Origin of the sequence: Odoribacter splanchnicus DSM 20712 (assembly GCF_000190535.1) — a bacterium.
GTDB classification, from domain to species: domain Bacteria; phylum Bacteroidota; class Bacteroidia; order Bacteroidales; family Marinifilaceae; genus Odoribacter; species Odoribacter splanchnicus.
On the sequence record NC_015160.1, the window covers coordinates 4,062,483 to 4,087,314 of the forward strand.

The 24,832-nt window shown below is 45.9% G+C and carries 15 protein-coding genes and 1 riboswitch; of the genes, 8 read left to right on the plus strand and 7 right to left on the minus strand.

Annotation, left to right across the window (positions count from 1 at the left end; translation table 11 throughout):
- The first annotated feature begins 29 nt into the window (after positions 1-29).
- Positions 30-1,499, plus strand: coding sequence for a PKD-like family lipoprotein (locus tag ODOSP_RS17195; RefSeq protein WP_013613552.1), 1,470 nt, complete (start codon positions 30-32; stop codon positions 1,497-1,499).
- Between the two features lie 10 nt (positions 1,500-1,509).
- On the plus strand, positions 1,510-3,915 hold the full coding sequence (locus tag ODOSP_RS19035; RefSeq protein WP_013613553.1) for a TlpA family protein disulfide reductase: 2,406 nt from the start codon (positions 1,510-1,512) through the stop codon (positions 3,913-3,915).
- Positions 3,916-3,958: 43 nt separating this feature from the next.
- Here the strand turns inward: ODOSP_RS19035 and metF are convergent, their stop codons facing one another.
- From metF to ODOSP_RS17240, 7 genes are all read right to left on the minus strand, one after another.
- The gene (gene metF / locus ODOSP_RS17210; RefSeq protein WP_013613554.1) at positions 3,959-4,915 is read right to left on the minus strand and encodes a methylenetetrahydrofolate reductase [NAD(P)H]; all 957 of its coding nucleotides are present in this window, start codon (positions 4,913-4,915) and stop codon (positions 3,959-3,961) included.
- 34 nt (positions 4,916-4,949) lie between these two features.
- Positions 4,950-8,507 (minus strand): methionine synthase, encoded by a 3,558-nt coding sequence (gene metH, locus ODOSP_RS17215; protein ID WP_407669115.1) that lies wholly within the window; start codon positions 8,505-8,507, stop codon positions 4,950-4,952.
- Entirely contained in the window at positions 8,488-9,234 is a 747-nt protein-coding gene (locus ODOSP_RS17220) for a UPF0280 family protein (protein ID WP_013613556.1), read from the minus strand. Before ODOSP_RS17220 ends, metH begins: the two co-directional genes overlap by 20 nt.
- Before the next feature lie 16 nt (positions 9,235-9,250).
- Complete coding sequence (locus ODOSP_RS17225; protein WP_013613557.1) at positions 9,251-9,664, minus strand: NIL domain-containing protein; 414 nt, start codon at positions 9,662-9,664, stop codon at positions 9,251-9,253.
- A gap of 29 nt (positions 9,665-9,693) precedes the next feature.
- On the minus strand, positions 9,694-10,836 hold the full coding sequence (locus ODOSP_RS17230; RefSeq protein ID WP_041557038.1) for a homocysteine biosynthesis protein: 1,143 nt from the start codon (positions 10,834-10,836) through the stop codon (positions 9,694-9,696).
- 303 nt (positions 10,837-11,139) lie between these two features.
- Positions 11,140-11,244: riboswitch (SAM riboswitch) on the minus strand.
- Between the two features lie 142 nt (positions 11,245-11,386).
- On the minus strand, positions 11,387-11,971 hold the full coding sequence (locus tag ODOSP_RS17235) for a porin family protein (protein ID WP_013613560.1): 585 nt from the start codon (positions 11,969-11,971) through the stop codon (positions 11,387-11,389).
- A gap of 23 nt (positions 11,972-11,994) precedes the next feature.
- Positions 11,995-12,756, minus strand: coding sequence for a TrmH family RNA methyltransferase (locus tag ODOSP_RS17240; protein ID WP_013613561.1), 762 nt, complete (start codon positions 12,754-12,756; stop codon positions 11,995-11,997).
- Between the two features lie 92 nt (positions 12,757-12,848).
- On the opposite strand from ODOSP_RS17240, the gene tamL (ODOSP_RS17245) reads away from it, so the two are divergent.
- The 6 genes from tamL (ODOSP_RS17245) to tamL (ODOSP_RS17270) all read left to right on the plus strand — a co-directional run bounded on the left by tamL (ODOSP_RS17245) (position 12,849) and on the right by tamL (ODOSP_RS17270) (position 24,815).
- On the plus strand, positions 12,849-15,227 hold the full coding sequence (gene tamL / locus ODOSP_RS17245; RefSeq protein WP_013613562.1) for a translocation and assembly module lipoprotein TamL: 2,379 nt from the start codon (positions 12,849-12,851) through the stop codon (positions 15,225-15,227).
- Between the two features lie 16 nt (positions 15,228-15,243).
- Positions 15,244-16,188 (plus strand): sensor histidine kinase, encoded by a 945-nt coding sequence (locus ODOSP_RS17250; RefSeq protein ID WP_013613563.1) that lies wholly within the window; start codon positions 15,244-15,246, stop codon positions 16,186-16,188.
- 59 nt (positions 16,189-16,247) lie between these two features.
- Positions 16,248-16,919 carry a response regulator transcription factor gene (locus tag ODOSP_RS17255; protein ID WP_013613564.1) on the plus strand — a complete coding sequence of 224 codons (672 nt, stop codon included), beginning with the start codon at positions 16,248-16,250 and terminating at the stop codon, positions 16,917-16,919.
- The gene (locus ODOSP_RS17260; protein ID WP_013613565.1) at positions 16,920-17,651 is read left to right on the plus strand and encodes a nucleotidyltransferase family protein; all 732 of its coding nucleotides are present in this window, start codon (positions 16,920-16,922) and stop codon (positions 17,649-17,651) included.
- A gap of 106 nt (positions 17,652-17,757) precedes the next feature.
- Entirely contained in the window at positions 17,758-22,422 is a 4,665-nt protein-coding gene (locus ODOSP_RS17265) for a translocation/assembly module TamB domain-containing protein (RefSeq protein WP_013613566.1), read from the plus strand.
- On the plus strand, positions 22,419-24,815 hold the full coding sequence (tamL, locus tag ODOSP_RS17270; RefSeq protein ID WP_013613567.1) for a translocation and assembly module lipoprotein TamL: 2,397 nt from the start codon (positions 22,419-22,421) through the stop codon (positions 24,813-24,815). The genes ODOSP_RS17265 and tamL (ODOSP_RS17270) overlap by 4 nt, the downstream gene beginning before the upstream one ends.
- Positions 24,816-24,832: the final 17 nt, after the last annotated feature.

The following is a 24,832-nucleotide window of genomic DNA, read 5'->3' on the forward strand; positions in this document are numbered from 1 at the left end:
AGGAGTGTAATCTGTAAAATGAATGCGATATGAAGAAGATATATTTATTGCTGTGTTTTGTAGCCTGTCTTTTGGCTTCTTGTCTGGAAGACAAGGGGAATGACCTCTACATCGAATTGAATGACGTAACCATCGGGAAAATACGTGATACGACAGTGGAACAGTTTACCCGCCTGAAAATCGAACCGGAGATTACAACTCGTTCCGGTGAGTTCAAAGCTGAGGATTATACCTATTTGTGGTATATGTATACAACTTATGGGATGAGTAGTCTGACTTCTGCGGATACATTGAGTCTGGAGAAAAATCTGGATACGGAGATCACTTGTATCCCGGGTGACTATAGTTTGGTATTTAAAGTAATGGACAAAGAGACGGGGATAACGTATACTACGGAGTATGCCACTTCTGTCACAGTTATCAATTCCTATTCCAAGGGCATGATGGCATTGAGTAGCGAAGATGGAGAGGCGAGTGTGACTTTTGTGAATACCGTCGGTACGGTGACAGAGAATGCCTATAAGAAAGTGAATGGGGAAGCGGCCGGTAAGAACCCTACGGGTATCCGTTATGTTTCAGGCATGTTATCGCAGGCGGAAGAAATGATCGTTATCATGACGGACGATGAGAAAGGCGGTACGGTGGTAAAGCCTCTCGATATGTCGTATGTGATGGATTTCAAGGATATGTTTTATATACAACCGGAAGTCATCAAGCCCCAATTCTTTGGAACTGCCGAAGTAACCTTGTATGAATATGTGAATAATGACGGAATTATCTATCGCCGGGAAAATAGGGAGAGTGGTTATCCGAAATACGGAGTGGCGGTTAAAGGGGAATACGACCGGATCGCTCCTTTTGACTTTTTTGATGCGACAGGTAGCTATGTGGCCTGGTTCTATGACCAGGGACGGGAACGTTTCATTTATTTGAATTGCCCGCTGGATGGTGATGTGATGATTGAATTGCAGGATATGTCAGGTGCGTTTAATCCCAACAATGTGGGGATGCAGATGTTGTGGGGAGGTGCATTCGGTAGTAATTATAAGTTGAGTAATGGGCGTATGGTGATGGAGGATGATGCCGGGGAACGCTGGATGCTTTCCTTTACTTCGAGCAAGGTTGACAAACAAGTTGTATTTACCCCTTTGGCGAAGCTTCAACTGACCTATGAGGGGGCTCGTGAGGCTCATACCTTTACTACGGCTCAGAATGCCAATTTCCTGTATTACGGTTACGATAACAAGATTGCGTGCGTCAGTTTTTCTACCGGCAATCTGCTGAATGTGTATGAGATGGAAGGAGGAAATGTGGATTATATCGAATGTGACCAGGTGGGGAATATCAATCAGATGTGGGTAGGCATCAGCGATGGTTCCGGTACGGCCAAGTCCGGTTCTATCGTAGTACTGGAAATGAGTACGGACGGTTCGCTGAAAGAAGTGACGCGGTATAAGAATGTGTGTGGAAAAGTAGTCGATTTTGAATACAAGCAATAAAACTGTAAAAATGAAGAAAATATTGATATTAGGGACCGCACTGTTGTGCGGTTTCCTTGGCCGGGTGGCTGCACAGGGGGTGGAGTTCCGTGATCTGACCTTCGGACAGGCGTTGGAACAGGCCCGGACAGAAAACAAGCTGGTATTTATGGATTGCTATACCAGCTGGTGCGGACCTTGTAAGAATATGCTGAAAAACGTCTTCACTTTGCCTGAAGCCGGTGAGTTTATGAATGCACATTTCGTTTGTGTAAAGTATGACATGGAAAAAGGCGAAGGGATCGGGTTGAAAAAACAGTTTGCAGTCCGTGCTTTCCCGACATTTTTTATTATCCGGCCGGACGGTACGGTGCAACACCGGTTGGCCGGAGGAAGTCAATGGGAGCGTTTCCGCGAACGGGTTGCAAGAGGATTGGAGGAAACGACTTCTTATGCCTATCTCAACGAACGCTATCAGCAGGGTAAGCTTGCCCGGAAACAATACCCCCATTACGTTCAGGCTTTGAAAGATGCCGGCGATCGGCCTGCCGTGAAGAACGTTTGTATGGAAGTTTTCGGGCAACTGAGCGACAAAGCGAAATGCAGTGCAGAAAACTGGTATATTTTCGATCAGGAAATGGGACCGGCCGATCCCCGGTTTGAATACCTGGTGGATCACAAAGAGGCTTTCGACCGGACAGTGGGGCAGAAAATAGTGGATGAGAAGATTTATTCCGTTTATGGAGATGAATTGCTTGGCATCAATAATAGTAAGGATGCTGAATGGCCGGAAAGAATTGGCCGTATCGCCCATCAGATGCAAAAGATCGGTTTTGAGAAAAAGCCGGAGATCGAGAATACACTGGACTACGTGGTGGCTTATCTGAGTAAGGATATCGAAGGGGTGTTGAAAAATTTGGAAGAACGGACTGATTTTCCCCAATATGTGATGATGGATCTGGCTTTTCGTTTCGGTTTTATTGTTCAGGAAGGTACGGATGAGCAAGTAGCCCGGTATATTCAGTTGGGACGACGGGCCGAACAGCAGGCGGCTACCCCTCAGCTGGCCGGCTTGATCCGGGAGTATATGGACCGGTATGAAGCAGAACTGAACGACCGCAAGACTTATGCCGGCATACGGGGCCGGGTGACTCGCGAGAGAATGAATGAAGTGAATTTATATAAGGTGGAAGACGGAAAAGAATGTCTGATCGCAACCTCGAAGGTGAGCCGGGACGGCTGGTATGGATTCGCCTTCCAGCCTGAACGGAAAGGCTTCTATACGGTGGGGGGAAAGGAGAATCTGGATCGGATCCGTCTTTATATAAAACCGGGTGATCAGGGAGAAGTGAATTTCCCCGAAGATACTATCGTGATTACTGCGCGGAATACGCCGGAAAATCTCTTGCTTGCCCGTTGGGAAACGATGATGATTCCGGTACGGGAAAGAGTCGATAATCTGAAGTATGCTTTGTTCGATTACCGCGATTTCTTCCCTTATTTTATGGATTTTCTGCCACAGGCCCGTGAGTTTCAGGAAAAGCTGACCTTCCGGGATGAGACATTCGCACGCTTGGTGAAACAAACGATTGATTTCGATCTCGATTATTATGCTTTCCGGATTTTGAATGCCCTGAAAGCGGGTAAAGAAACCCATAAACCCAGTCGTCCTACTCCGGCCGATTATCCGGCGTATTACGAAACCATTGTTTCCCGGGATAAGTTAACGGATGCTTCGGTACTGGAACAACCTTATGGTTACGATTATTTGCAACGTTATACGACGTTTGCTCTGGCAAAAGAGGGGGAAAAAGACAATTTATCCAATCGGCTTAAATGGTTGTCGGATGATTTACTGAAAGCGGAAATCGTGCTTTGGTATGCCGAACGTTGCCGGACTTATGAAAACTATCAGAAAATACTCGGTGAATATGGCAGTTTCCTGACAACTGAAAATCACCGGGAGCGGATGAATGCCGTTTCGGCCAGGCTGTATCAGGGGAAGAAGGGCGAAATGGCAGCCGATTTCACTTATCCCGACCGGAATGGTAAGCTGGTATCCTTGTCCGATTTCCGGGGTAAGGTTGTACTGGTGGACGTATGGGCTACGTGGTGCGGTCCCTGCCGTGCGGAAATCCCTCATCTTGTGAAACTGGAGAAAGAAATGGAAGGTAAAGATGTCGTTTTTATCGGTGTATCGATCGATCAGAAGAAAGATCACCGGAAGTGGCTCGAGGTTCTGGAGCAGGAGGGGCTTAGTGGTGTACAGCTTTTTGCTGGCGTGTCTCCGCAAATTATGAAAGACTATAAATTTACCACAATTCCCCGTTTCATGGTATTTGACCGGGAAGGGAAAGTGGTGACGACTAAATCGCCTCGGCCTTCCAGTCCGGAATTGAAAAAATTATTGGAAAAATTATTGAATTCGGGTTTATAAACTGAGTTAATTCTACTTTTTAAATAGTTACTTTTGTAACTATTTAAAAAGTACGTTTTAAAATCTCCCGGATGTTGTCGGCTTTTCCCATGGTATAATAGTGGATAGCCGGGGCACCGTGGACTAATAAATCCTTGCTTTGGGCTGTACACCATTCGATGCCTACCTGATAGATGGCTTTATTGTCTTTACATTTCCGGACTTCGTTCATCAGTTCCTGGGGCAGGTCGATACTGAAAGCCCGGGGGAGCATTTCGATGTGGGTTTGCGTCGAGATGGGTTTCAGGCCGGGGATGATCGGAACAGTAATACCGGCGGCCCGGCATTTGGCTGCAAATTCATAAAACCGGGTATTGTCGAAAAACATTTGAGTAACGATATAATCGGCTCCTGCATCTACTTTGCGTTTCAGATTTTCGATATCGATGTCTATATTCGGGGCTTCATAATGTTTTTCGGGATAAGCGGCGACACCGATACAAAAATTAGTAGGTACGGCATTTTTCAGACATTCGTCCAGGTAAATTCCCCGGTTCATATTGTGGATTTGTTCCACCAGTTCGCAACTGTAACGGTGGCCGTCGGGTTCGGGAACGAAATATTTTTGGCCGGGGATAGCATCTCCGCGTAAAGCGACTACATTCTGAATATCCAGGAAGTTCAGGTCGATCAGGTCGTTCTCGATCTGATGTTTACTGGCTCCTCCGCAGATCAGATGGGGGACGACTTCTACAGGAAACCGTTTCATTATCGCTGCTGCAATGGCTACCGATCCCGGCCGTTTGGTGATGGTCACTTTTTCAAAGGTACCGTCGGCCGTTTGGCGGAATTCCACTTCATCCCGGTGAAAGGTGATATTGATGAAGGGAGGGGCGAATTCCATCAGAGGTTCTATGGCTCCGTATAGTTTGTTGATATCGCTTCCTTTCAATGGAGGCACCAGTTCGAACGAAGCGAAAGGTGCCTTTTTCTGATTGATAATATCGATTACTTTAGTCATGATGTACTGGTTATGGGCATAGGCTTGCCCGGTTTTATAATCCTAATAATCTTTTTCCTTCTTCCAGGGTGATCGCCCGCTTTGTGCAATAGTCCGTCAACTGGTCTGCGCCGATTTTTCCAATGCTGAAATAACGGGCAGCCGGATGTGCGATGAGCATACCACAAAGACTTGTCGTCGGATAGATCGCATAAGACGTGGTCAGGGAAACCCCGATTTTAGACGGTGCATCCAATAGGTCGAAGACATCTTTTTTCAGTGAATGATCCGGACAGGCCGAATAGCCGAAGGCCGGGCGGATCAGGGACAAACCTTCACTCAATTGTTCCTGCATCCATTCGGCCAAAGCTTCGGTTAACCGGGCACATAAGCTTTCACGCAGCAGATGGCTGAAGTCGTGGCAGTCACAACCGCCCTGTTTGTCGGCGACTTTCAGGGCGAATAACCCGATGGTGGAAGTTCCGTAAGCCTTGGGACAGATATAATCGGATAAACTCAGGCATTCTTGCCCCGCTTTTTGTTGACGCAACATGGGGAGACGGTGACCGTTATCCAATACGATTTCGTCATCTTCTGCATAGGCATCGAAGAAGTTGACCACGATCGAAGCTTCGAATTCATTGCCGGCAATAACGGTGCCCAACATTTCCAGTGCGGCCTGGTAAGTACGGTCGGCTTCTTCATGCTGATGAATGATTTCCGGGAATTTACCTTTGAATCCCCAGAAATGGAAAAATGGAGTCCAATCGATTTTAGCGATCAGGTCCTGCAAGTCCATATTTTTTCCCAACAGATTGTGTTCCCCGAAACTGGCAGGCAACCGGTAGCTTTCCCGGTCAAAGACAGGAGCCAGGGCCTGAGCTTCTGTATAGGGAAGCAAACGGTCCTGTTTATGATAATATTGCCCGCGTATTTTTTCCTGTTCTGCTTTCACTTGTGCGAGGTAGGACGACCGGTCGGATAGTAGCCGTTTCATGATCCCTGCAGTCCGGGAGGCATCTCCCCCCTGGATGACGCCATAATCGTATCGGGGGGCCAGTTTTACAGCGGTATGTACGGTTGAAGTGGTCGCTCCGCCTACGATAAGCGGAATCCGGAGCTGCTCTTTCTGTAGTAACTCACACAAAGCTTCCATTTCGCTCAAGGAAGGAGTGATGAGTCCGCTGACTCCGATCAGGTCTGCCTGATGGGCTTTGGCTGCGGCAACGATTTTTTGGTTATCGACCATCACCCCCAGGTCGATGACATCGAAATTGTTGCAGGTCAATACGATACTGACGATGTTTTTACCGATATCGTGTACATCTCCTTTGGCAGTCGCAAGGACAACTTTAGGGCGCTGAATATTTTCTCCCGTACCGGCGTTGTGTTTTTCGATCTCCGGTTGTAAAATTGCGACAGCTGCTTTCATCGCTTTCGCCGATTTTACCACTTGGGGTAAAAACATTTTTCCTTCACCGAATAGTGTCCCCACTTTATCCATCCCCTGCATCAGGGGACCTTCGATGATTTCGACGGGAGAGGCATAAACGGTCAGCGCTTCGGCCAGATCGGCTTCCAGATATTCCGTATTACCTTTGATCAGAGCGAAATTCAGGCGTTCGGATAACGTACGGGTGCGCCATTCTTCATTTTTTATAGCCTTTCCGTCTGCGGTTTTCTGTCCCTTGATTTGTTCGGCCAGTTCGATCAGGCGTTCCGTGGCTTCCGGGTGTTTGTTCAATACCACCTCTTCTACTGCTTCCAGTAATTGAGGTTCTATCTCATCGTATACCTGTAACATGGCCGGATTGACGATGCCCATATCCATGCCTGCCTCGATCGCATGGTAGAGAAATACGGAGTGCATGGCTTCGCGTACCGGGTTATTTCCCCGGAAAGAAAACGAGAGATTGGAGATTCCGCCGGAAGTACGGCATCCCGGCAGGTTGGCCTTGATCCAGGCTATTGCCCGGATGAAATCGACGGCGTAATTATTGTGCTCTTCCAGGCCTGTTCCGATAGCCAGAATATTGACGTCGAAAATGATGTCTTCCGCACGGAAACCGGCTTGCCGGGTTAAGAGCCGGTAAGCCCGCTCACAGATTTCGATTTTACGTTCATAAGTGACGGCTTGTCCCTGTTCGTCGAAAGCCATAACGACGACAGCAGCTCCCAAATGATGTATTTCCCGGGCTTTTGCCAGAAACAGATCCTCTCCTTCTTTCAGGCTGATCGAATTGACGATACATTTCCCCTGGGCATTTTTGAGTCCTGCTAAAATGGTATTCCAATCCGAAGAATCGATCATCAGGGCTGCCCGGGCAATATCGGGGTCATTGCTGATATAACGGACGAAAGTGGACATTTCGAGAGCACTGTCGAGCATGGCATCGTCCATGTTGATATCGATAACCGATGCCCCGTCCTCGATTTGTTTCCGGGCGATCCGGGCAGCTTCTTCATAAGCTTTGGCGTGGATGAGTTTGGCAAATTTAGCGGAACCGGCAACATTGGTCCGTTCACCGACATTGATGAAGTTATTTTGGGCTTTATCGACTACGACCTTGTCCAGACCACTTACCACAAGCTGGGCCGGGATAGCCGGAATCTGTCGGGGAGAAATGGCTTGAAGGGCTTCACGTATGGCCCGGATGTGCTCCGGAGTAGTACCGCAACACCCTCCCGCGATATTGAGTAAACCTGCTGTGGCCATCTGTTTCAGGCAGGAAGCCGTTAGCTCCGGGCTTTCATCATATTCTCCCATTTCGTTGGGAAGACCTGCATTAGGATAAATACTCAACGGACAAGGCAGCGTCTTGGATAAGCGTTCGATAAACGGCAATAAGTCGGTGGCCCCGAACGAACAATTCAATCCGAAACTGAACAGCGGGTAATGGGATACAGTGGTGTAAAGTGCTTCCAGGCTCTGTCCGGTGAGCGTCCGCCCACTTCTGTCGTTGATGGTGGCCGATAACATGACAGGGAGTGAAGTCCTTTTTTCTTCCTGTACCTGGGTAATGGCATAAAGGGCTGCTTTTGCATTCAGACCGTCGAAAACGGTTTCCACTAACAAGAGATCTACTCCGCCGTCGATTAATCCGCTTACCTGCTCTGCATAAGTCGAGACCAGGGTATCGAAGTCCACTGGACGGAATTCCGGCCGGTTGACATCCGGTGATAGTGATAATGTCTTGGAAGTCGGTCCCATACTGCCGGCTACATATACCTGGTGTGAAGCTGCACGGGCTTCCGTTACAGCTAATTTCGCCCCCGCGTAGTTTAAGCGGTATACGAGCTTTTCTCCCCGATATTCGGCTTGTGAGATGGCGTTCGAGTTGAAAGTATTGGTTTCGATAATATCGGCTCCTGCTTCGATATACGACCGATGAATCTGCCGGATCACTTCGGGACAGGTCAGGTTCAGGATATCGTTGTTACCTTTCAGGTTTACCGGATGGGAGATAAATTCACTACCGCGAAAATCGGCTTCTGTCAGACCGTATTGCTGGATAGCTGTTCCCATGGCTCCGTCGAGGATCAGAATCCGCTTCTTGATTTCGTCTTGTATCATAGTTGTACGTTCGTTCAATTCAAAAAAGTTTGAGTTCAAAATTACCGCATATACCTAATTTATCGTCTTTGATCGCAATGGCGGCCAGTATGTCTTCCTGCTCCCTGATTTTTTCGATGCAGGTCTGAACATCCTCCGCTGTCTGAATCGTGTTGGCGAAAGCGGTTGCATAAGTGTCGGCCAGCATTACGTCTGAACAGACAATCATCACTGCATCGGCTTTACCGAAGCTGAGTGACGGACCGACGGTTCCGGAAGAGGTACAAATCCCGAGGGGGGCATAGGCTGCCTCGATATGCAAACCGACCTTTTCAGACAAGGGGGAAGAACCGGCAAATACCGAAATATCCATATCCTGACAGAGGTCGGCATAAATATCCCCTCCGTTTTCGACGATCACTTCTTTTATACCGAATCGTTTTTTCAGGTTTTCCCCTACTTTCAGAGCGACGGCGCCGGCTACGGCACTCATCGGGCCGATACCGCTTGTTTGGGTTACCCGCGACATCTCTTTGAATATGCCGGGAGCATCCCCGCTTGCCTGAAAGGGGGTTAAAGCCTGGGCATAATCCGGGTGTGAACCGATCCAGCGGTCCATATCCGTCCGTAATTCCCGGACAAATCGTTCTGCACAGACCGGTATTTCCGGTTGCCAGGAACCCCGGTCCACGCCGATACACAGATCGGTTTCTTTATAAGCTATGGTAAAATAGCTCCAGCGATCCTGGCGGAAATGCTTGCGATAGGTGCGATCGATATATTCCATACGGCATAGGGTAAATTCAGGCTTCGGCAAATTCGATCCGGAATAGTTTGAGAGGACAAGCTTTCAAACATAATTTGCAGGCAATACATTTTTCCGGATTGAAATGCAGTTTCCAATCCGGAGCCCCTATGGTCAACGCGTGGGAAAAGCAGGCCGATACACAGTTGCCACAATCGATACAGAGGCTCGCGTCATACGATACTTTACTGGATACCGGACTTACCGTAACTCCGTTTTCGATTAAATAGGCGATACCCTGGTCCAGTTTGTCGGTATCGGCTTCGAGTTCGACTAATAGATTACCGGATTTCCCGGCTTGTATTTCGGCTTTCAGTATATTGATCCGGATATCGTATAATTTGACCAGGTCATAGGTCAGCGATCTGTCGGTAGCATCTACCGGGAAGGATAATACAACTTTCTTTATCATGATGTTTCTAATTGACAAGGTTTTAAATTTTAATCTTCAATGGCTTTCAATCCGTTCAGGCTGGCTTGTACAGGCATTGGCCGTACCGGTTCGGTGAGTAAAAATTCACCTTTCTGAATCCAGCTTTTCAGTAAATCTGCGATTTCCCGGGCTTTGGCCAGACTGGAAAGGGGCGCTGTTCTTACTTTATGGCCATTGATTTCGATAGCACCACTTTGTAGAGCGGCATAATTCGTTTTTCCCAGAATTTGATTGCCATTCCCATAATCGACGACAGTCGTTTCGATTTGTTCATTCCGGATAGACACCCTTTTCGCCAGATCCTCGTCCAGAATAGGGATAGGAATTCCGATTCCGACATATAAGGTGATACCGTATTTTTCGATATAGGCCCCCCGGAGGTATTGGGTGCTCATGTTTTTCAAGTCACCCACAACAGCTATCGTACGGGCATTACTAGTGGGAATATCGTGTTCATTTACCGCTTTGGAAGTGTTGAACTGAGTGCCGTTCCAGGTGACATAACCGTCTGTACCGCAAAGGAAAATATGAGTTCCCAACCCGATGGTCCGGCATTCCGGATCGTTAAGCAAGGGCGATAGCTCACCGGCAGAACTGTAAGAGGCATTCCTCATCTTAGGAAGCAGCGTACCCATGTAGGTATATTTGATCTGATCGGTGGTGTTGGTCGCTACATTATAATTTTGGTAACAATTTCGCGGATTGTATAAGATAGCTTCATTGATGCAATTCTTGTTGATAATAGCTTTTATATGTTTGCGGGGATAACAATCCGTCCCTTTTCCCCAGGCTTCCAGTGTAATGTCTTTACCATTGACCAGGTCTTCGATGATATGGGCTCCGCCATAAGCCGGAGAGGATGGGTTACAATCTGTAGCGCCGACATAAGTATCTACCGCTGCCAGTCCACCACTAACCCGGATGCCGTTCAATTCGATCTTCTCCATCCGGATTGGGGGATTGGAATGACCGAAATTCAAAAATGCACCCGAAGAACACATCGCTCCGAAAGTGGCGGTGGTTACTACGTCTACTTTTTCTGCAATTTCTTTGGGTGATAATGTCTTGGATAATTCGGATACTTCTTCGGCTGTCAGTACTACGGCAGTCCCTTTTTTTATCTTTTCATTGATTTCTGCGTAAGTTTTCATTTTGTCGTTTTTTAATGAGCGTTTCATGTCTGGGGCGTTTACCCTTTAAATTGGTCAGGATATAGTTCGGATTCGACTATACCACTATAAAATAAACATTAAACCGAATGTTTATTAACGGGGCTTGCCAACTACTGCCTGGTAATATCGTAAGCCGGTAAATCGGAATAGGGGGTATAAAAGATCAGCGCATGCAGCGCATGTCCATAGAAGATACAAAAAGAGAGAAGAATTTGAGATTCCGGTTTCTCCGGTCGGTGATGTGGGTTAAATAATCTGCTTTTTTCATCTTACTTTTGTTTTAAATTATAACTCCTGTTATCAGGCCGGGTTTTGGCACCTTTCGGAAAGTTCCGGAGGTTGTCGGAGTTTCATAGAGCCCAGTCTCTCAACTCCTCTTTATAATTCAAACAATCTTTCTTAAGGATTGAATTGACGAAACAAAGGAATAGGAAATATTTTGAAAAAACAAATGAATGCCGGGGAAAAAATGTGCTAACGTTTTAAATAGCCCACAGGGACGGGCAGTGGGCTATTTTTAAATGTGGTCTTAAATAATCTTTAGTCCCAGGGTGAAATTGAACGACCGGGGAGCTTTCAGTTCATGACCTAAATTTTTGAATGCTTTTTCATAATCGATATCGAAGGTCAGTTTCCAGACATCTACCCCGACGCCGACTTTACCGTGCCAGTTGGTTTTATCGGTACTGATATCTCCTAGTTTTTTCAGGTTTTTTACTTTCCCGACGGAAAGTACCGGTCCGAGGAAGGCCCGTAGTTTAACGATAGATAAATCCAATACTTGGAAACCCAACATAATCGGAATATCGAACGTGTTGAGTTTCAGATCGAAGTTGTCAGGATTTTCTCCTAGTGCCTGTGCCTTTTCTTCTATCACACTTCTCTTATGCGAATAGTTTAAAGCAGGTTCCAGATAGAGTTTTCCCAGATTGACGCGCATAAATGCGCCGACCATATAGCCAGTATTGGCTTGTGTCCCGATAGCCTGGGGGATATCTTTGAATTTTATCCGGTTACTGGAAATCCCGCCGTGAACACCCAGATTGATCGGTAATTGGGCCATCGCTCCGAAACCCAGGCAACAGATGCATAATAACGTAAAAATCTTTTTCATTTCGTTTTATTTTAAATTGCTGATTACATCCTTCTCTTGAATTCCGACAGAATAATACCGGTAGCTACTCCGACGTTCAGCGATTCGGTCGATTCGCTATTCCGGGCGAAACTCGGAATCGTTAGTTTCTGTCCGGTCAGCGCTTCTATTTCTGCTGAAATTCCTTTTCCTTCGTTCCCCATGACGATCAGGCCCCGGGTACTTAATGCTGTCGTATAAATATTTTTCCCATCTAAAAACGTGCCAAAGACAGGAAGGCCTTCTTGCTTCAGTTCGCTCAATAAAACAGGGAGATCCGTATAGAACGTCTTGACCCTGAAGATGGCCCCCATGCTGGCTTGTACACATTTGGGATTATAAACACCGGCACAATCGGCATCACAGAATATGTTTCCGATTCCGAACCAGTCTGCCACCCGGAGGATGGTACCCAAATTACCCGGATCTTGTATCCCGTTCAATACCAAGGATAAAGAATCGAGAACCTCTTCCTTCCGATAGATATGGACAGGTATTTCGGCCAGTGCGATGACTTCGGGTAAAGATTGGAAGTTGGATATCCCATGCATTTCCCGTTCATCGGCTTCAATGATATTTACGTTTGACAACGCTTTTTTGTTTTGTTCGAGCCAAGACGGGAAAGCGATCAGGGAATGGATTTTCAGGGGAGAATGCAACAGTTCTCCGACCAGTTTTTCCCCTTCGATTTTAAAGAGATTATATTTTTCCCTGAATTTCTTTTTTTCAAGGTTTTGGACTATTTTTGTTACCTGTTTGCTTAACATGGTTTGTGCCTCTACATCGGTTTTAGCGTGGTTTTAATCCTGAATAAAGAGCAATTCAGAAGCTGTGCAAAAGTAGTAACATTTTTTGAGATTTGGAGAAGTGGGTTCCATATAAGATTGTTTCGGAATATTTTATCAGCCAACCGTTCATCAGCTTACTGAAAAAGCGAGGGGGAATTTTGTTATTGACGGGCTTTATGCTGGTCATGGTATCGTGTTCGCCTACCCGTTATGTGGGGAAAGATGAATATCTGTTGAATAAGGTGAAAGTGAGGGTAGAAGAGAAAGGGGTGAATTTTTCTGAATTGAAAAAAACGGTGCGGCAACGTCCTAATACGCGGATATTGGGAGTGGCTCGTTTTCATCTGGGACTTTATAACCTGAGTGGGAAGAATGAGAATAAGCGCTTTAACAAATGGTTGCGTTCCATCGGTGAAGCTCCTGTGATTTATAGTCCTTTCCTGACCGACAGAAGTGTGACCCAGTTGAAATTGTACCTGAACAATAAAGGTTTTTATAAAGCTGAGGTGACGGATTCCGTTTGGTTTAAAAAGAAAAAGGCCCATGTTGTGTACCGGATTTATCCCGGTCCGCTGACTCGGGTAAAAGATTTTACTTTCCGGGAAGACAGTAGTTTCCGGGCCGGAGGATTACCCGAAAGCTTTCCGTTAGTACAATTGGTTTTGCGGGACACCAATCACACTTTGTTGCATCAGGAAATGCCGATGGATATAGAGATATTGGAAGATGAACGGGAACGGATCATTCATATGCTCCGGCAAAACGGGTATTATAATTTTTCAAAGAATTTTATTCATTATTATGCCGATACCTCGCGGAGCGGTAATCCGGAACAGGCTCATCTTTTGCTGAGCATCGTCAACAGTGTGTCCGACAGTATGGCTTACCGCAAATATAAAATAAAGCACATTCAGGTAAATTTGGATTATGATCCCCTGCTGATGGCCAATGGACTCGATTCGCTTTACCGGCATACCCGTTACGGTGAATATGGGATTGTTTATCGTGGCCATATGAAGATTAAGCCGAAGGTGATCCAGGAAACGATCCAGTTCAAGGAAGGAGAATTTTATGATGTCCGTAAAGTGGCTGATTCCTATTCCCGCCTGCAAGCCTTGAATCTGTTTAAATTTATCAATATTATTTTCCGGGAAGAGCAAAAGGAAGACGGTGAGCCGGTGTTGTTTTGTGAAGTGCAGCTTACTCCGCTCAAACGGCAGTCTTATAATGTCTTTCTCGAAGGGACCAACAATTCCGGGAATATCGGGGTCGGAGGTAACTTTGCTTATAATCACCGCAATTTGTTTCATGGAGGGGAGAATCTGACCTTGAGTGTATGGGGGGCTTTAAAAAAAGAGAAATTGAAGGAAAATGAAATTTTCAGTACCACCGAAGTCGGTACGGAATTGAAGTTAGTGACGCCTCAATTTTGGATGCCGGTTTTTCGTATGGATGAATTCCGCCGTAATTTTGCTCCTAAAACTTCGATCTCTCTCTCCTTCAGTCAGGAAAATACACAGTTTTACAAACGCCGTGTAGCTAGTGCTAAGTTCGGTTACCTTTGGCGGCGGGCAGATAATAAATGGCGGTATAATTTCGATCTCATCGATCTGAATTATGTGCTGATGCCGAGTGTCGATTCGAGTTTTATCAGTGAATTGAAAAATGAATATATCAAAAGTGCCTATACCAACCATATGATTCTGTCGGCGAATTTTTCGGCTGTGTTTACCGACCAGGTGGTCAATTCTGCACAAAGTTTTAATTATTTCCGGGGTAATCTGGAGACTTCCGGGAATTTTCTTTTGGCTATGGATAAACTTTTAGGGGCCAGAAAATCCGGTTCCGAGGAAGAACGTTTTTATAAAATTCTGGGTGTCCGGTATGCCCAATTTATCAAAGCCGACGGTGAATATCGGTTCAATCATTACCTGAATAAAGCCAATTCGGTCGTCTACCGGTTGTTTCTGGGTTGTGGTTATCCCTACGGTAACATGAAGGCTTTGCCTTTTGAAGAGGCTTATTATTGCGGAGGTGCCAACGATATCCGGGCCTGGCAGGCGAGAACTTTGGGACCGGGATCTTATGCTCCGCCGGATAAATATCCGAATAATGTAGGGGACTTTAAGTTGGAAGCCAATGTGGAATATCGGTTTAAATTATTCTGGTTATTAGAAGGAGCTTTATTCATCGATGCCGGAAATATCTGGAATATCAATCGGTATGAGAATCGTCAGGGTACGAAGTTGTCCTCCGGATTTTATAAACAAATCGCAGTCGGAACAGGGGCCGGACTACGGTTGGATGTCAATTTCTTTCTGTTGCGTTTTGATCTTGGTTTGAAATTACATGATCCGATGCAGGCCGAAGGGCAACGTTTTGTGTTGTTGAATCGTAATGGAGGTTTTAATAAATCTGTATTTAATATAGCTATCGGATATCCGTTTTAATTTTAATGAACTTACTATGTTGTCCACTATTCTCGTTTATGTTTCGCTTTTTTTACAGGTTGCTGCTGCCGTTATTGCCATTAGCTTGTTTAAGCGGACAAAATTCAATGCTTCCTGGATTCTGATTTCCATCGGATTTTTGTTGATGGTGGTGTCGAGGGTCTTCGATTTATGGCCTACGATTTATCCCGAAATGGAAGATGAATTGGCTATTGTACAGAAGGTTCTGGCTTTTATCATTGCTTTGGTCCTCCTGATCGGAGTATTTTATATCCGGAAAATTTTTCAATTTATGCGAAGAGTGGATGAGATCCGGCGCGAATCAGAGAAACGGGTACTGGCAGCGGTTATCCGCACGGAAGAGCAAGAACGGCAGCGTTTTGCGAAAGAGCTGCACGATGGGCTGGGACCTTTGCTGAGTGTGATCAAAATGCTGGTCTCGGGGTTGGATACCAATAAAGAAAGTGAAGTCAACGAAAAGATAAAGCAGAATTTGCGGCAGGCTGTGGATGAAGCGATTAGCGGGGTCAGGGACATCTCGGCCAATATCAGCCCGCATATCCTCAACAATTTTGGCTTAAAAGATGCGGTAGAGGCATTCATAAAACGGATGCGGCAAGCCGATAATTTTAAGGTGTATTTTACTACTAATCTCGAAAATCAACGTTTCAATTACAATATCGAAGTGGTGGTCTACCGCGTTATCTGCGAGTTGATCAACAACACATTGCGGCATGCTGCAGCCTCGAAAGTGACGATCGATTTACAACTCGAAGAAGGAATATTATATTTAGAATATACCGACAACGGTATCGGATTCGATGTAAACCGTATTTCCGGACATACCGGTATGGGATTGGATAACATGCGTTACCGGCTGCAATCCGGTAACGGGGATATCGAGATTGTCAGCGAGCATGGAAAAGGGATGCGGGCCAACGCTTTTATTAAAGTCTTTTGACTTTCTGACTTTATTTTTATCTTTGTTTATCAGTTACGGATGTAAATGTTTATCGATTCATGGACACAAAGAATTTGAAAAAATTAAGAATCTATATTGTTGACGATCATAAGTTATTCAGGGAAGGATTGAAATTGCTTTTGTCTACCCAGGATTTCGTACACCATATTTACGAAGCTTCCAATGGACGCGACTTTATTGAAAACCTCTCCTTTGTAGATTGTGACCTGGTGTTGATGGATATAGAAATGCCCGAGATGAACGGGATAGAAGCTACGGAACAGGCTCTGCGGATCAGGCCGGATTTGAAGGTGATCGTGTTGTCTATGTACGGGGATGAACAGTATTACTATAAAATGGTCGATGTCGGAGTAAAGGGGTTCGTTCTCAAAAATTCCGGTATAGAAAAAGTGATTGCGGCAATCCGGGCTGTCGCCGCCGGTGAGAATTACTTTTCCGAGGAGTTGCTGGTGAATATTCTCAATAATATGCGTGATGGCGGGCAACATAAACCGGAACCTGAAACCCCTGATAATGAAATATCCGAGAGAGAACTCGAGATTTTGTATCATGTATGCCTGGGACTTTCCAACCAGGAAATTGCAGATAAACTTTTTATCAGTAAGCGGACAGTGGATAAACATCGGGCGAATCTGTTGAGTAAGACCGGATGCCGGAATACTGCAGCGCTTGTCATGTATGCAATTAAAAATAAGATGATAAATATTTAGATGAACGGAATGATATTTGCAGCGGGATTGGGTACCCGTTTGCAGCCTTTGACGAACGATCGGCCCAAAGCATTGGTGGAAGTAGCCGGTAAGCCTTTGCTTGAATATGTCATACGGAAAATGATAGCGGCGGATGTACAGCGTATTGTGGTGAACGTGCATCACTATGCCGACCAGATAGAAGCTTTTCTGTGCGAACGACATTTTTTCGATTGGGATATCGTGATTTCCGATGAACGGGAGAAATTACTCGATACCGGGGGCGGACTTCTGAAAGCCAGGGAGTTGTTCAGTCCGGGTGAATCGGTGCTTATTCATAATGTAGATATATTTTCAGATATCGATATACCTGCCTTGCTCCGCTTTCATCGGCAAAATAAGGGAGATGCGACCTTGGTTACCCGGACCGGCGGGAAAGGCAGAGGATTGAGATTTAATCGTGAAGGGATGCTGAAAGGATGGGAAAATAAGGCCACAGGGGAACAAAAACCGGTAGATGAAGAATTTTGGGATTCCCGGAACTATGCTTTCTGTGGAGTGCAGGTGGTGAGCCCGGAATTTTTAGAACGTATGTCAGGAAAAGGGGTCTTTTCGATTATAGACGAATATCTGTCACAGGCCAGGCTTCACCCGATACTGATGTATTTTTACGAAGGACGTTTTTTAGATTTAGGGACTCCTCAGGCGATTGCCGAAGCCGAAACAATGTTGATCGGTTCGTGCAACCCGTAAGGATCTTTTTACGTTAATTAAAGACTTTACGGAATAGCAGGAGACAGGCCTTGCAGCGCTTTTTTACGATCTGGATAATGGTAATTGCGAAGAATAAAGCTTAAGCATGAAAAGATTTTTTAAATATCTGGGCAGAACGATTTTAGCAATTTTAGGGTTGCTACTGCTTATCGTGTTTTTGCTTTATTTACCTCCTGTACAAGATTTCCTTTTGCGCAAAGCCGAACGTTATGCTGCTTCGCATTACGACTTGGAAGTCCGGATCGGGCATTTCCGTTTGGGTTTTCCTTTTGATCTGGTTTTGGACGATGTGTATGCCGGGAAAACTGCCGGAGATACCCTGGTTGCTGCAGAAGCGATCCGGCTTAGGGTGAATATCGATCGGATATTTCGTAAAGAACTCGGTATCGAACAGTTAGGTCTGAGACAGGTGAAGTTCGGATTAGCCGGCGATACTACCGGTATGCAACTGAAGGTGGCTGTCGGGAATTTGGGGGTGCAGGAGGGACGGATCGATTTGGAACGGAAAAAATTGATAGTCGCTGAGATTAGCCTGGAAGAAGGGGATGTTTTTTTGAAATCCGGAGCCGGAACAGTGGAAGATACAGTGCAGAGTAATCCTTTGGATTGGGGGATCGAAGTCAGGCAGATAAAGATCCGGGACGTCGGTTATCGCATGTATACCGAGGGGTTGCCTTACCTGGGGGCCGGAATAAAGGACGGTTCGCTGACTGGCGGAAAAGTTTTGTTGGGGGAGCAATCCGTCGAAATAGATGTTGTCGCTGTCGGAGGGGCTTGGTGTGACATGCAGATGGGAACGGAACAATCGTCCGGGACACCGGTCACCGAACCGTCCGGTAGCCAGCCTTGGCTGATACGTGCAGGGAGATTACAATTGGAGAACAGTGCCTTTAGTATGAAGACTGCCGATGCCGGGCAAACCGATTTGGTGCTGTCCGGTATTGCCGTACAAATCGACAGTGTATATAACCGGGGAACGGTTGTGCGGGGAAACCTGGTAGATCTGAGGGCTGTACAGCAAAACGGAATACAGCTGCAACAGATGCAGGCACAGGTGGATCTCGATTCGGCCCGGACAGCATTGAGGGGGGCATTTATCCGCACCGCTCATAGCAAGATCGAGTTGACAGCCCGGGCCGATACTTCGATGAATAATCTGATGAAACGGGTACCCTTGATCGTTCAGCTGAATGCCAGGGTTGGGCTGGCCGATCTTACTCCCTTTTATGACGGAATCCCTCAGGACTTAAAACATAGTCAGGTAGATTTGAATACGACTTTCAGTATAGATGAAAACAGAGTCCGGTTCGACCGCCTGGATGCCGGTATGACCGGAAAATTCCGGTTGACTGGAAAAGGACAACTGCAATCCTACCGGGACCTGAAAAAAATAAGTGGGGTGATCGATTTGCGGGCGGAGATGCCGGACGCTACCTTTGCTAATGTTTTCTTAAAAGAAGGAATCGTGAAGATCCCGGCCGATGTATCCTGGTCGGCGAATCTGAAGGCTAATCAGGGAGCTTTGGAGGCTTTGGTGCGCTTGTGTTCCGATGCTGGTTGTATGACCCTCGACGGGAGTTATGATTTGAACCGGGAGACATATAACGGCGAATTGACCCTGAGCCGTTTCCCACTCGATCGCTTTTTGACTGTCGATTCGTTAGGAAGCGCCTCGGCCAATTTCCGGTTGGAAGGCCGGTATTTTTCGTGGCCTCAGGCAAAGACCTCGGTAAATGCCGGAATCCGTCAGTTGTTTTATAAAGAGCACGAATATAAAGATATTACTTTACAGGCTACCTTGGATAAGACGCATTTACGGGGGACTATGGTTAGTAAAGATCCCGATGCTCCTTTGGATTTGGTTTTCCGGGGAGATTCGCTGCAACAACAGTATCAGGTCGGTTTGGGTGGTTATATCGGCAAGGTGGATCTGCAGGCCCTGCATTTGATGCAGGAACCTTTGACTATGGGGCTGAAAGTAGATTTGCAAGGTTTTATCGGGGAACATTCCGCTTATGCTTTAAAAGCCCGCTTCGATAGCCTGAGCATGGCAGATAGCAGGAAGACTTATACCTTGGGAAGCCTGGATATCGATATGGCCAGCGATCTGAAGAAGACGACACTGGATGTAAAGACCGGTGATTTACAGTTAACTTTCCGGGCCGATACTTCTTTGGCCGGTTTTGGGGAGAGTGCTGGGAAAATTGCAGGGATTGTCGGGAAGCAGATCGCCGGTAAAGATATCGATATGGAACAGATCAAAGCGGAGTTGCCTGTTTTTAGTATGCACTTGAAAGGTGATCAAAATAATGCGATCGCTAAATTTTTGAAGGCCAGGAATATGGGATTTCGTCGGCTTTCTCTGGATATCGTTTCCCGTCAGCGGTCAGGTATCCGGATGGGGATCACGGCTACGGCTCCCTATTTTGGGACGGTACGTCTCGATTCGGTACAGATGGGTATCTGGCAGACCGGCAAGAGTCTGGTGTATGCATTGGGAGCCGGTAGTTCCGACCAGGCCTGGAAGGGACTGTTCAATATCAACCTGACCGGAAAAATGCAGGGGAATCAATTCCGGATCGAACTGAAACAAAAAGATGCCCGGCAACGAGTCGGATTCGATATGGGTATCAATCTGGTGATGCTGGACAGTGCTTTTACGGTGAGCTTTTTCCCGATGACTCCTATTCTGGGGTATAGCCGGTGGATTGTCAATGCCGATAATAAAGTAACGGTTTATAAAGATTGGAAGATCGATGCCAATCTCCGGATGGCCTACCAGAATAAATTGGTGAGTTTGCAGTCTCTGCCTGATGAAGGAGAAAGGACGGATCGGTTACAGGTGGAGATTACCGGTATAGACCTGAAAAAATTGACCGAAATATCACCGTTCTTACCCGATCTGAGCGGTATCCTGCATACGGATTTATTGTTGTATACCGATCGTAAAACCTTCGGTGCCGAGGGAAATATCGGAGTGAATAATCTGTTTTATGAAGAACAGCGGATGGGTACCCTCGATTTGGATCTGCAGTATGCAGGAAAGGATCATTTAACCGATCATGCCGTAGATTTCGAGTTGAAAATCGACAGCATCCGCCGGGCGGTAGTGCAGGGGACTTTCGCTACATCCGAGACCAACCGGGAGGTCATGCTGGACGTAGATATACCTTCTTTACCTTTGTATATGGTCAACGCTTTTGTTCCGAAAGATCTGATGAAACTGGAGGGCGAGTTGACCGGCGCATTACAGTTTCGTGGGACGGTAGACCGTCCGGATTTGAACGGTGGATTGGGCTTTCGTAATGGAAAAGCCGATGTGGTGATGTTGGGTACCACATTCGGATTGGATACCACCCGCCTGATTGTAGACAACGGGAAGATTTTATTTCGGCAATATCGGTTTATTGCTCCTAACAAAAGTGATATGGTGCTGAACGGAGCGATTACCCTGACTCCGTTCGACCGGATGAATATGGATATATCTGTAAAAGCCGGTAATTTCGAGGTCGTGAATGTAAAGAAAAATCCGACTTCGCTGATCTATGGGAAGGCTTATATCAATCTGGATTCCCGTTTGGCCGGGGCCTTTTCGAATTTAAGCGTTTCCGGAAATATCAATTTGCTCAACCGGACCAATATTACCTATACTTTGCGTAGTTCCGGACCCGAACTTGTGGACCGTAGTGCCGATTTGGTCCGTTTCGTATCGTTCAGGGATACCACCTTGAATGAGCGTGACGATCTGACTAACCGGGTAAACACCAGTAGCTTTGCTTTAAAAATGTTGATCGAGATCGGAGATCAGGTGACGGTAAACGTCGAATTATCGGATGATGGAAGTAATAATATCGTCATCCAGGGTGGGGGTAATCTGGTTCTGGCCATGAGTCCTGAAAACGGACTTACCTTGTCGGGGAAATATATTTTATCCGGAGGAACCGTGGTTTATAATATTCCCATTGCAGGTAAAAAAGAATTTAATATTCGCAGTGGCAGCTATGTGGAATGGACAGGAAATGTGATGAATCCGATGTTGAGTATATCCGCTTCCGAACAGGTGAAAGCTACGGTTGTCGACGGAGAACAGAATCGACTGGTTACTTTCGAGGCTATCATCCGGATACAGAATACATTGACCCGACCGGATATCTCTTTTGACCTGTCAGCTCCCAACGATATGGTGGTACAGAATCAGTTGGCGACTTTTTCTCAGGAAGAACGTACCCGTCAAGCGTTGAATCTATTGATCTATAATACTTATACCGCTCCTGGGGCTGCTAAGTCGGGAAGCGGAGGAAGTATGGCCAACAATGCTTTATATAGCCTGGTAGAAAATGAATTGAATAAGTATACCCGGAAGACCGGTTTTACTTTTGGCGTCGATTCGTATAATACCGATGAAAATACAACCCGTACCGATTATACGTATCAGTTCTCCAAACAATTTTTTAATGATCGGATTCGGGTGAAGATCGGTGGACGGATTTCTACAGATAATAATGAAAATCAGAGTAATAACATAGAAGATAATCTCGTCGACGATATTTCTATAGAATACGTGATTACGAAGAAGAGAAATCTATTTTTGAAAGTGTTCCGGCATTCCAACTATGAGAGTGTACTGGACGGCGAAGTCACTCAAACGGGTGTCGGTATTGTTTGGCGGAAAAATTTCCGTAAATTTAAAGATCTCTTTAAAAATAACCGAAAATCGGAAAGAGAAACAAAAACGGAGAATCAGAAATGAAAGTAGTCGAATTCATCAGAAAGTATGCCCGGAAGTCTGACAAAAGTCGGTTCAGTCACTTTTGTCCTATTTGTAGTACCCTGACCTTTTCTTCTTCTTACTTTTTACCTTTAATCTTTTTCCTTTTCCTTCTTTTTTCTTGTTCGACGACTAAAAAACTGACAGAAGATGAAGTATTGTATGTCGGAGTAAAAAAAATGAAGATCGAGGCCCCTCAGAAAGTGAAACTCAACAGTACACAAAATTCAGCCGCTTCCGGTCCGCTGTCTGTGAAACCCAATAATCCGCTGTATTCTCCTTATGTCCGTTCGCCTTTCCCGATCGGGCTGTGGATATATAATTGGAATATAAAAAAAGAGAAAGGTTTTAAATGGTGGTTATATCGTAAATTGGCTAAGAAACCGGTGTTGATTTCAGATGTACAGCCCGAATTACGGTTGAAAATGGTGGATAATGCCATGAAAGACTTCGGTTTTTATGGGACGACTTCCCGCTACGAGATTATTCCGCATAAACGGAATCCTAAAAAAGCCCGCATCAGCTATTGGGTCGATTTGCCTCAGCCTTTTCATTACGGTAATGTACAGTTGTGGGGATGGAATCCTCCGATGGATAGTATCGTGCGCTCGTATATGCGGTTCTCCGAACTGAAACCGGGAAGGCAATACGATGTGAATGTCCTCAATCAGGAGCGGCAACGCATGTCCGATCGGTTGAGAAATCACGGTTATTATTTCTTCCAACCCGATTATATCGAATTTTTAGTCGATACCACTCAAGGTGGAAAAATGGCCGACGTACGAATCGGATTGAAGCAGGGAATTCCGCAAAATGCTTTTCATCCTTATAAAATCGGTGAGGTGAAAGTGATGCTGTCGGGAAATGAAACGACCGGCGGGCAAGACACGATACAGGCGGATCAGGTGAAAATCATTTATGAGCCTCCGCTACGGCTGAAACCGAATGTGATCACCCGGGCGGTGAAGACGCGACCCGGACAAACTTATTCGGCTATGCGACAGAGTCGTACACAAGCCGGATTTGTACAGTTGGGCGTATTTAAGTTCGCCAATATGACGATTACCGTGCCCGATACGGTTCAGGATCGCTTGCTGGATATGCAAATCAACGGCGATTTTGCCCTGCCCATTGAAACGGAAGTGGAGGTGGATATGTCTTCCAAGTCGAATAATCTGCTCGGTCCGGGATTGACATTAGGGATTACTAACCGGAATATGTTCCGCCGGGCAGAGAATTTCAGTGTCCGGTTGACAGGATCCTACGAATGGCAAATCGGAGGAAATAAAAAATCGACAGGCAATTCGGGCTTGATCAATTCTTATGAGCTGGGGTTGAATTTTAATTTGTCCGTGCCCCGGTTATTGGTTCCCAAATTGATGAAAACGAAACGGGATAGGAGAGAACAGACCCATTTTCAGATCGGTACGGATTTGCTCAACCGACATAATTTTTTTAGGATGATCTCGTTTTGGGGAAGTGCGACCTATGATTTTAATTCTTCTACCCGGAATTATCATTCCGTCGTACCTTTTAAACTTAATTATACCTATCTGTTGCGTACTTCTCATGCCTTCGATTCTGTTGTAAATAAAAATCCCGCAGTGGCGCAGAGTTTTAAGAATCAGTTTATTCCGTCGATGTCTTATACCTATACGTACGACCGGGCTGCGACTTATCGTAATCCCAACCGGTTGTTCTGGCAGACTTCGGTCACTCAGGCCGGTAATATTATAGCGGGCCTGCAGTATATCTGCGGGAATCATCAGGGGGAGGGCAAACAAATTCTCAATAATCGTTATTCTCAATTTTTGAAGCTTACTTCTGAATTAATCGGTTATAAGACTGTGGATAATAATAATCAATTGGCCATGCGGATTATGGGAGGGATCGGTTATGCTTACGGTAATTCGAAAGTAATGCCTTACAGTGAGCAATTTTATATCGGCGGCTCGAATAGTATCCGGGCTTTTCATATCCGTTCGATCGGGCCCGGAAGTTACCATCCCAGGGAATCGACCTATTCTTATCTCGATCAGACCGGAGATATCAAACTGGAAGGGAATGTCGAGTATCGTTTCAAAATATACGAACGGTTTAAAGGGGCTTTGTTTATGGATGCCGGGAATGTCTGGTTGTTGAACAATGAAACCCAGCGTCCCGGAGGAGAATTCAGAATCAAAGGATTATTGAAAGAAATTGCTTTGGGGACCGGATTCGGACTACGTTACGATTTTTCCTATATCGTGGTCCGTGCCGATTTGGGAATACCTATACATGCTCCTTATAGTACAGGCAAGTCCGGATATTATAATATCGACGGCAGTTTCTGGAAAGGTCTGGTACTGAATCTTGCGATCGGATACCCTTTCTAAAATTTATTTTATCTTTT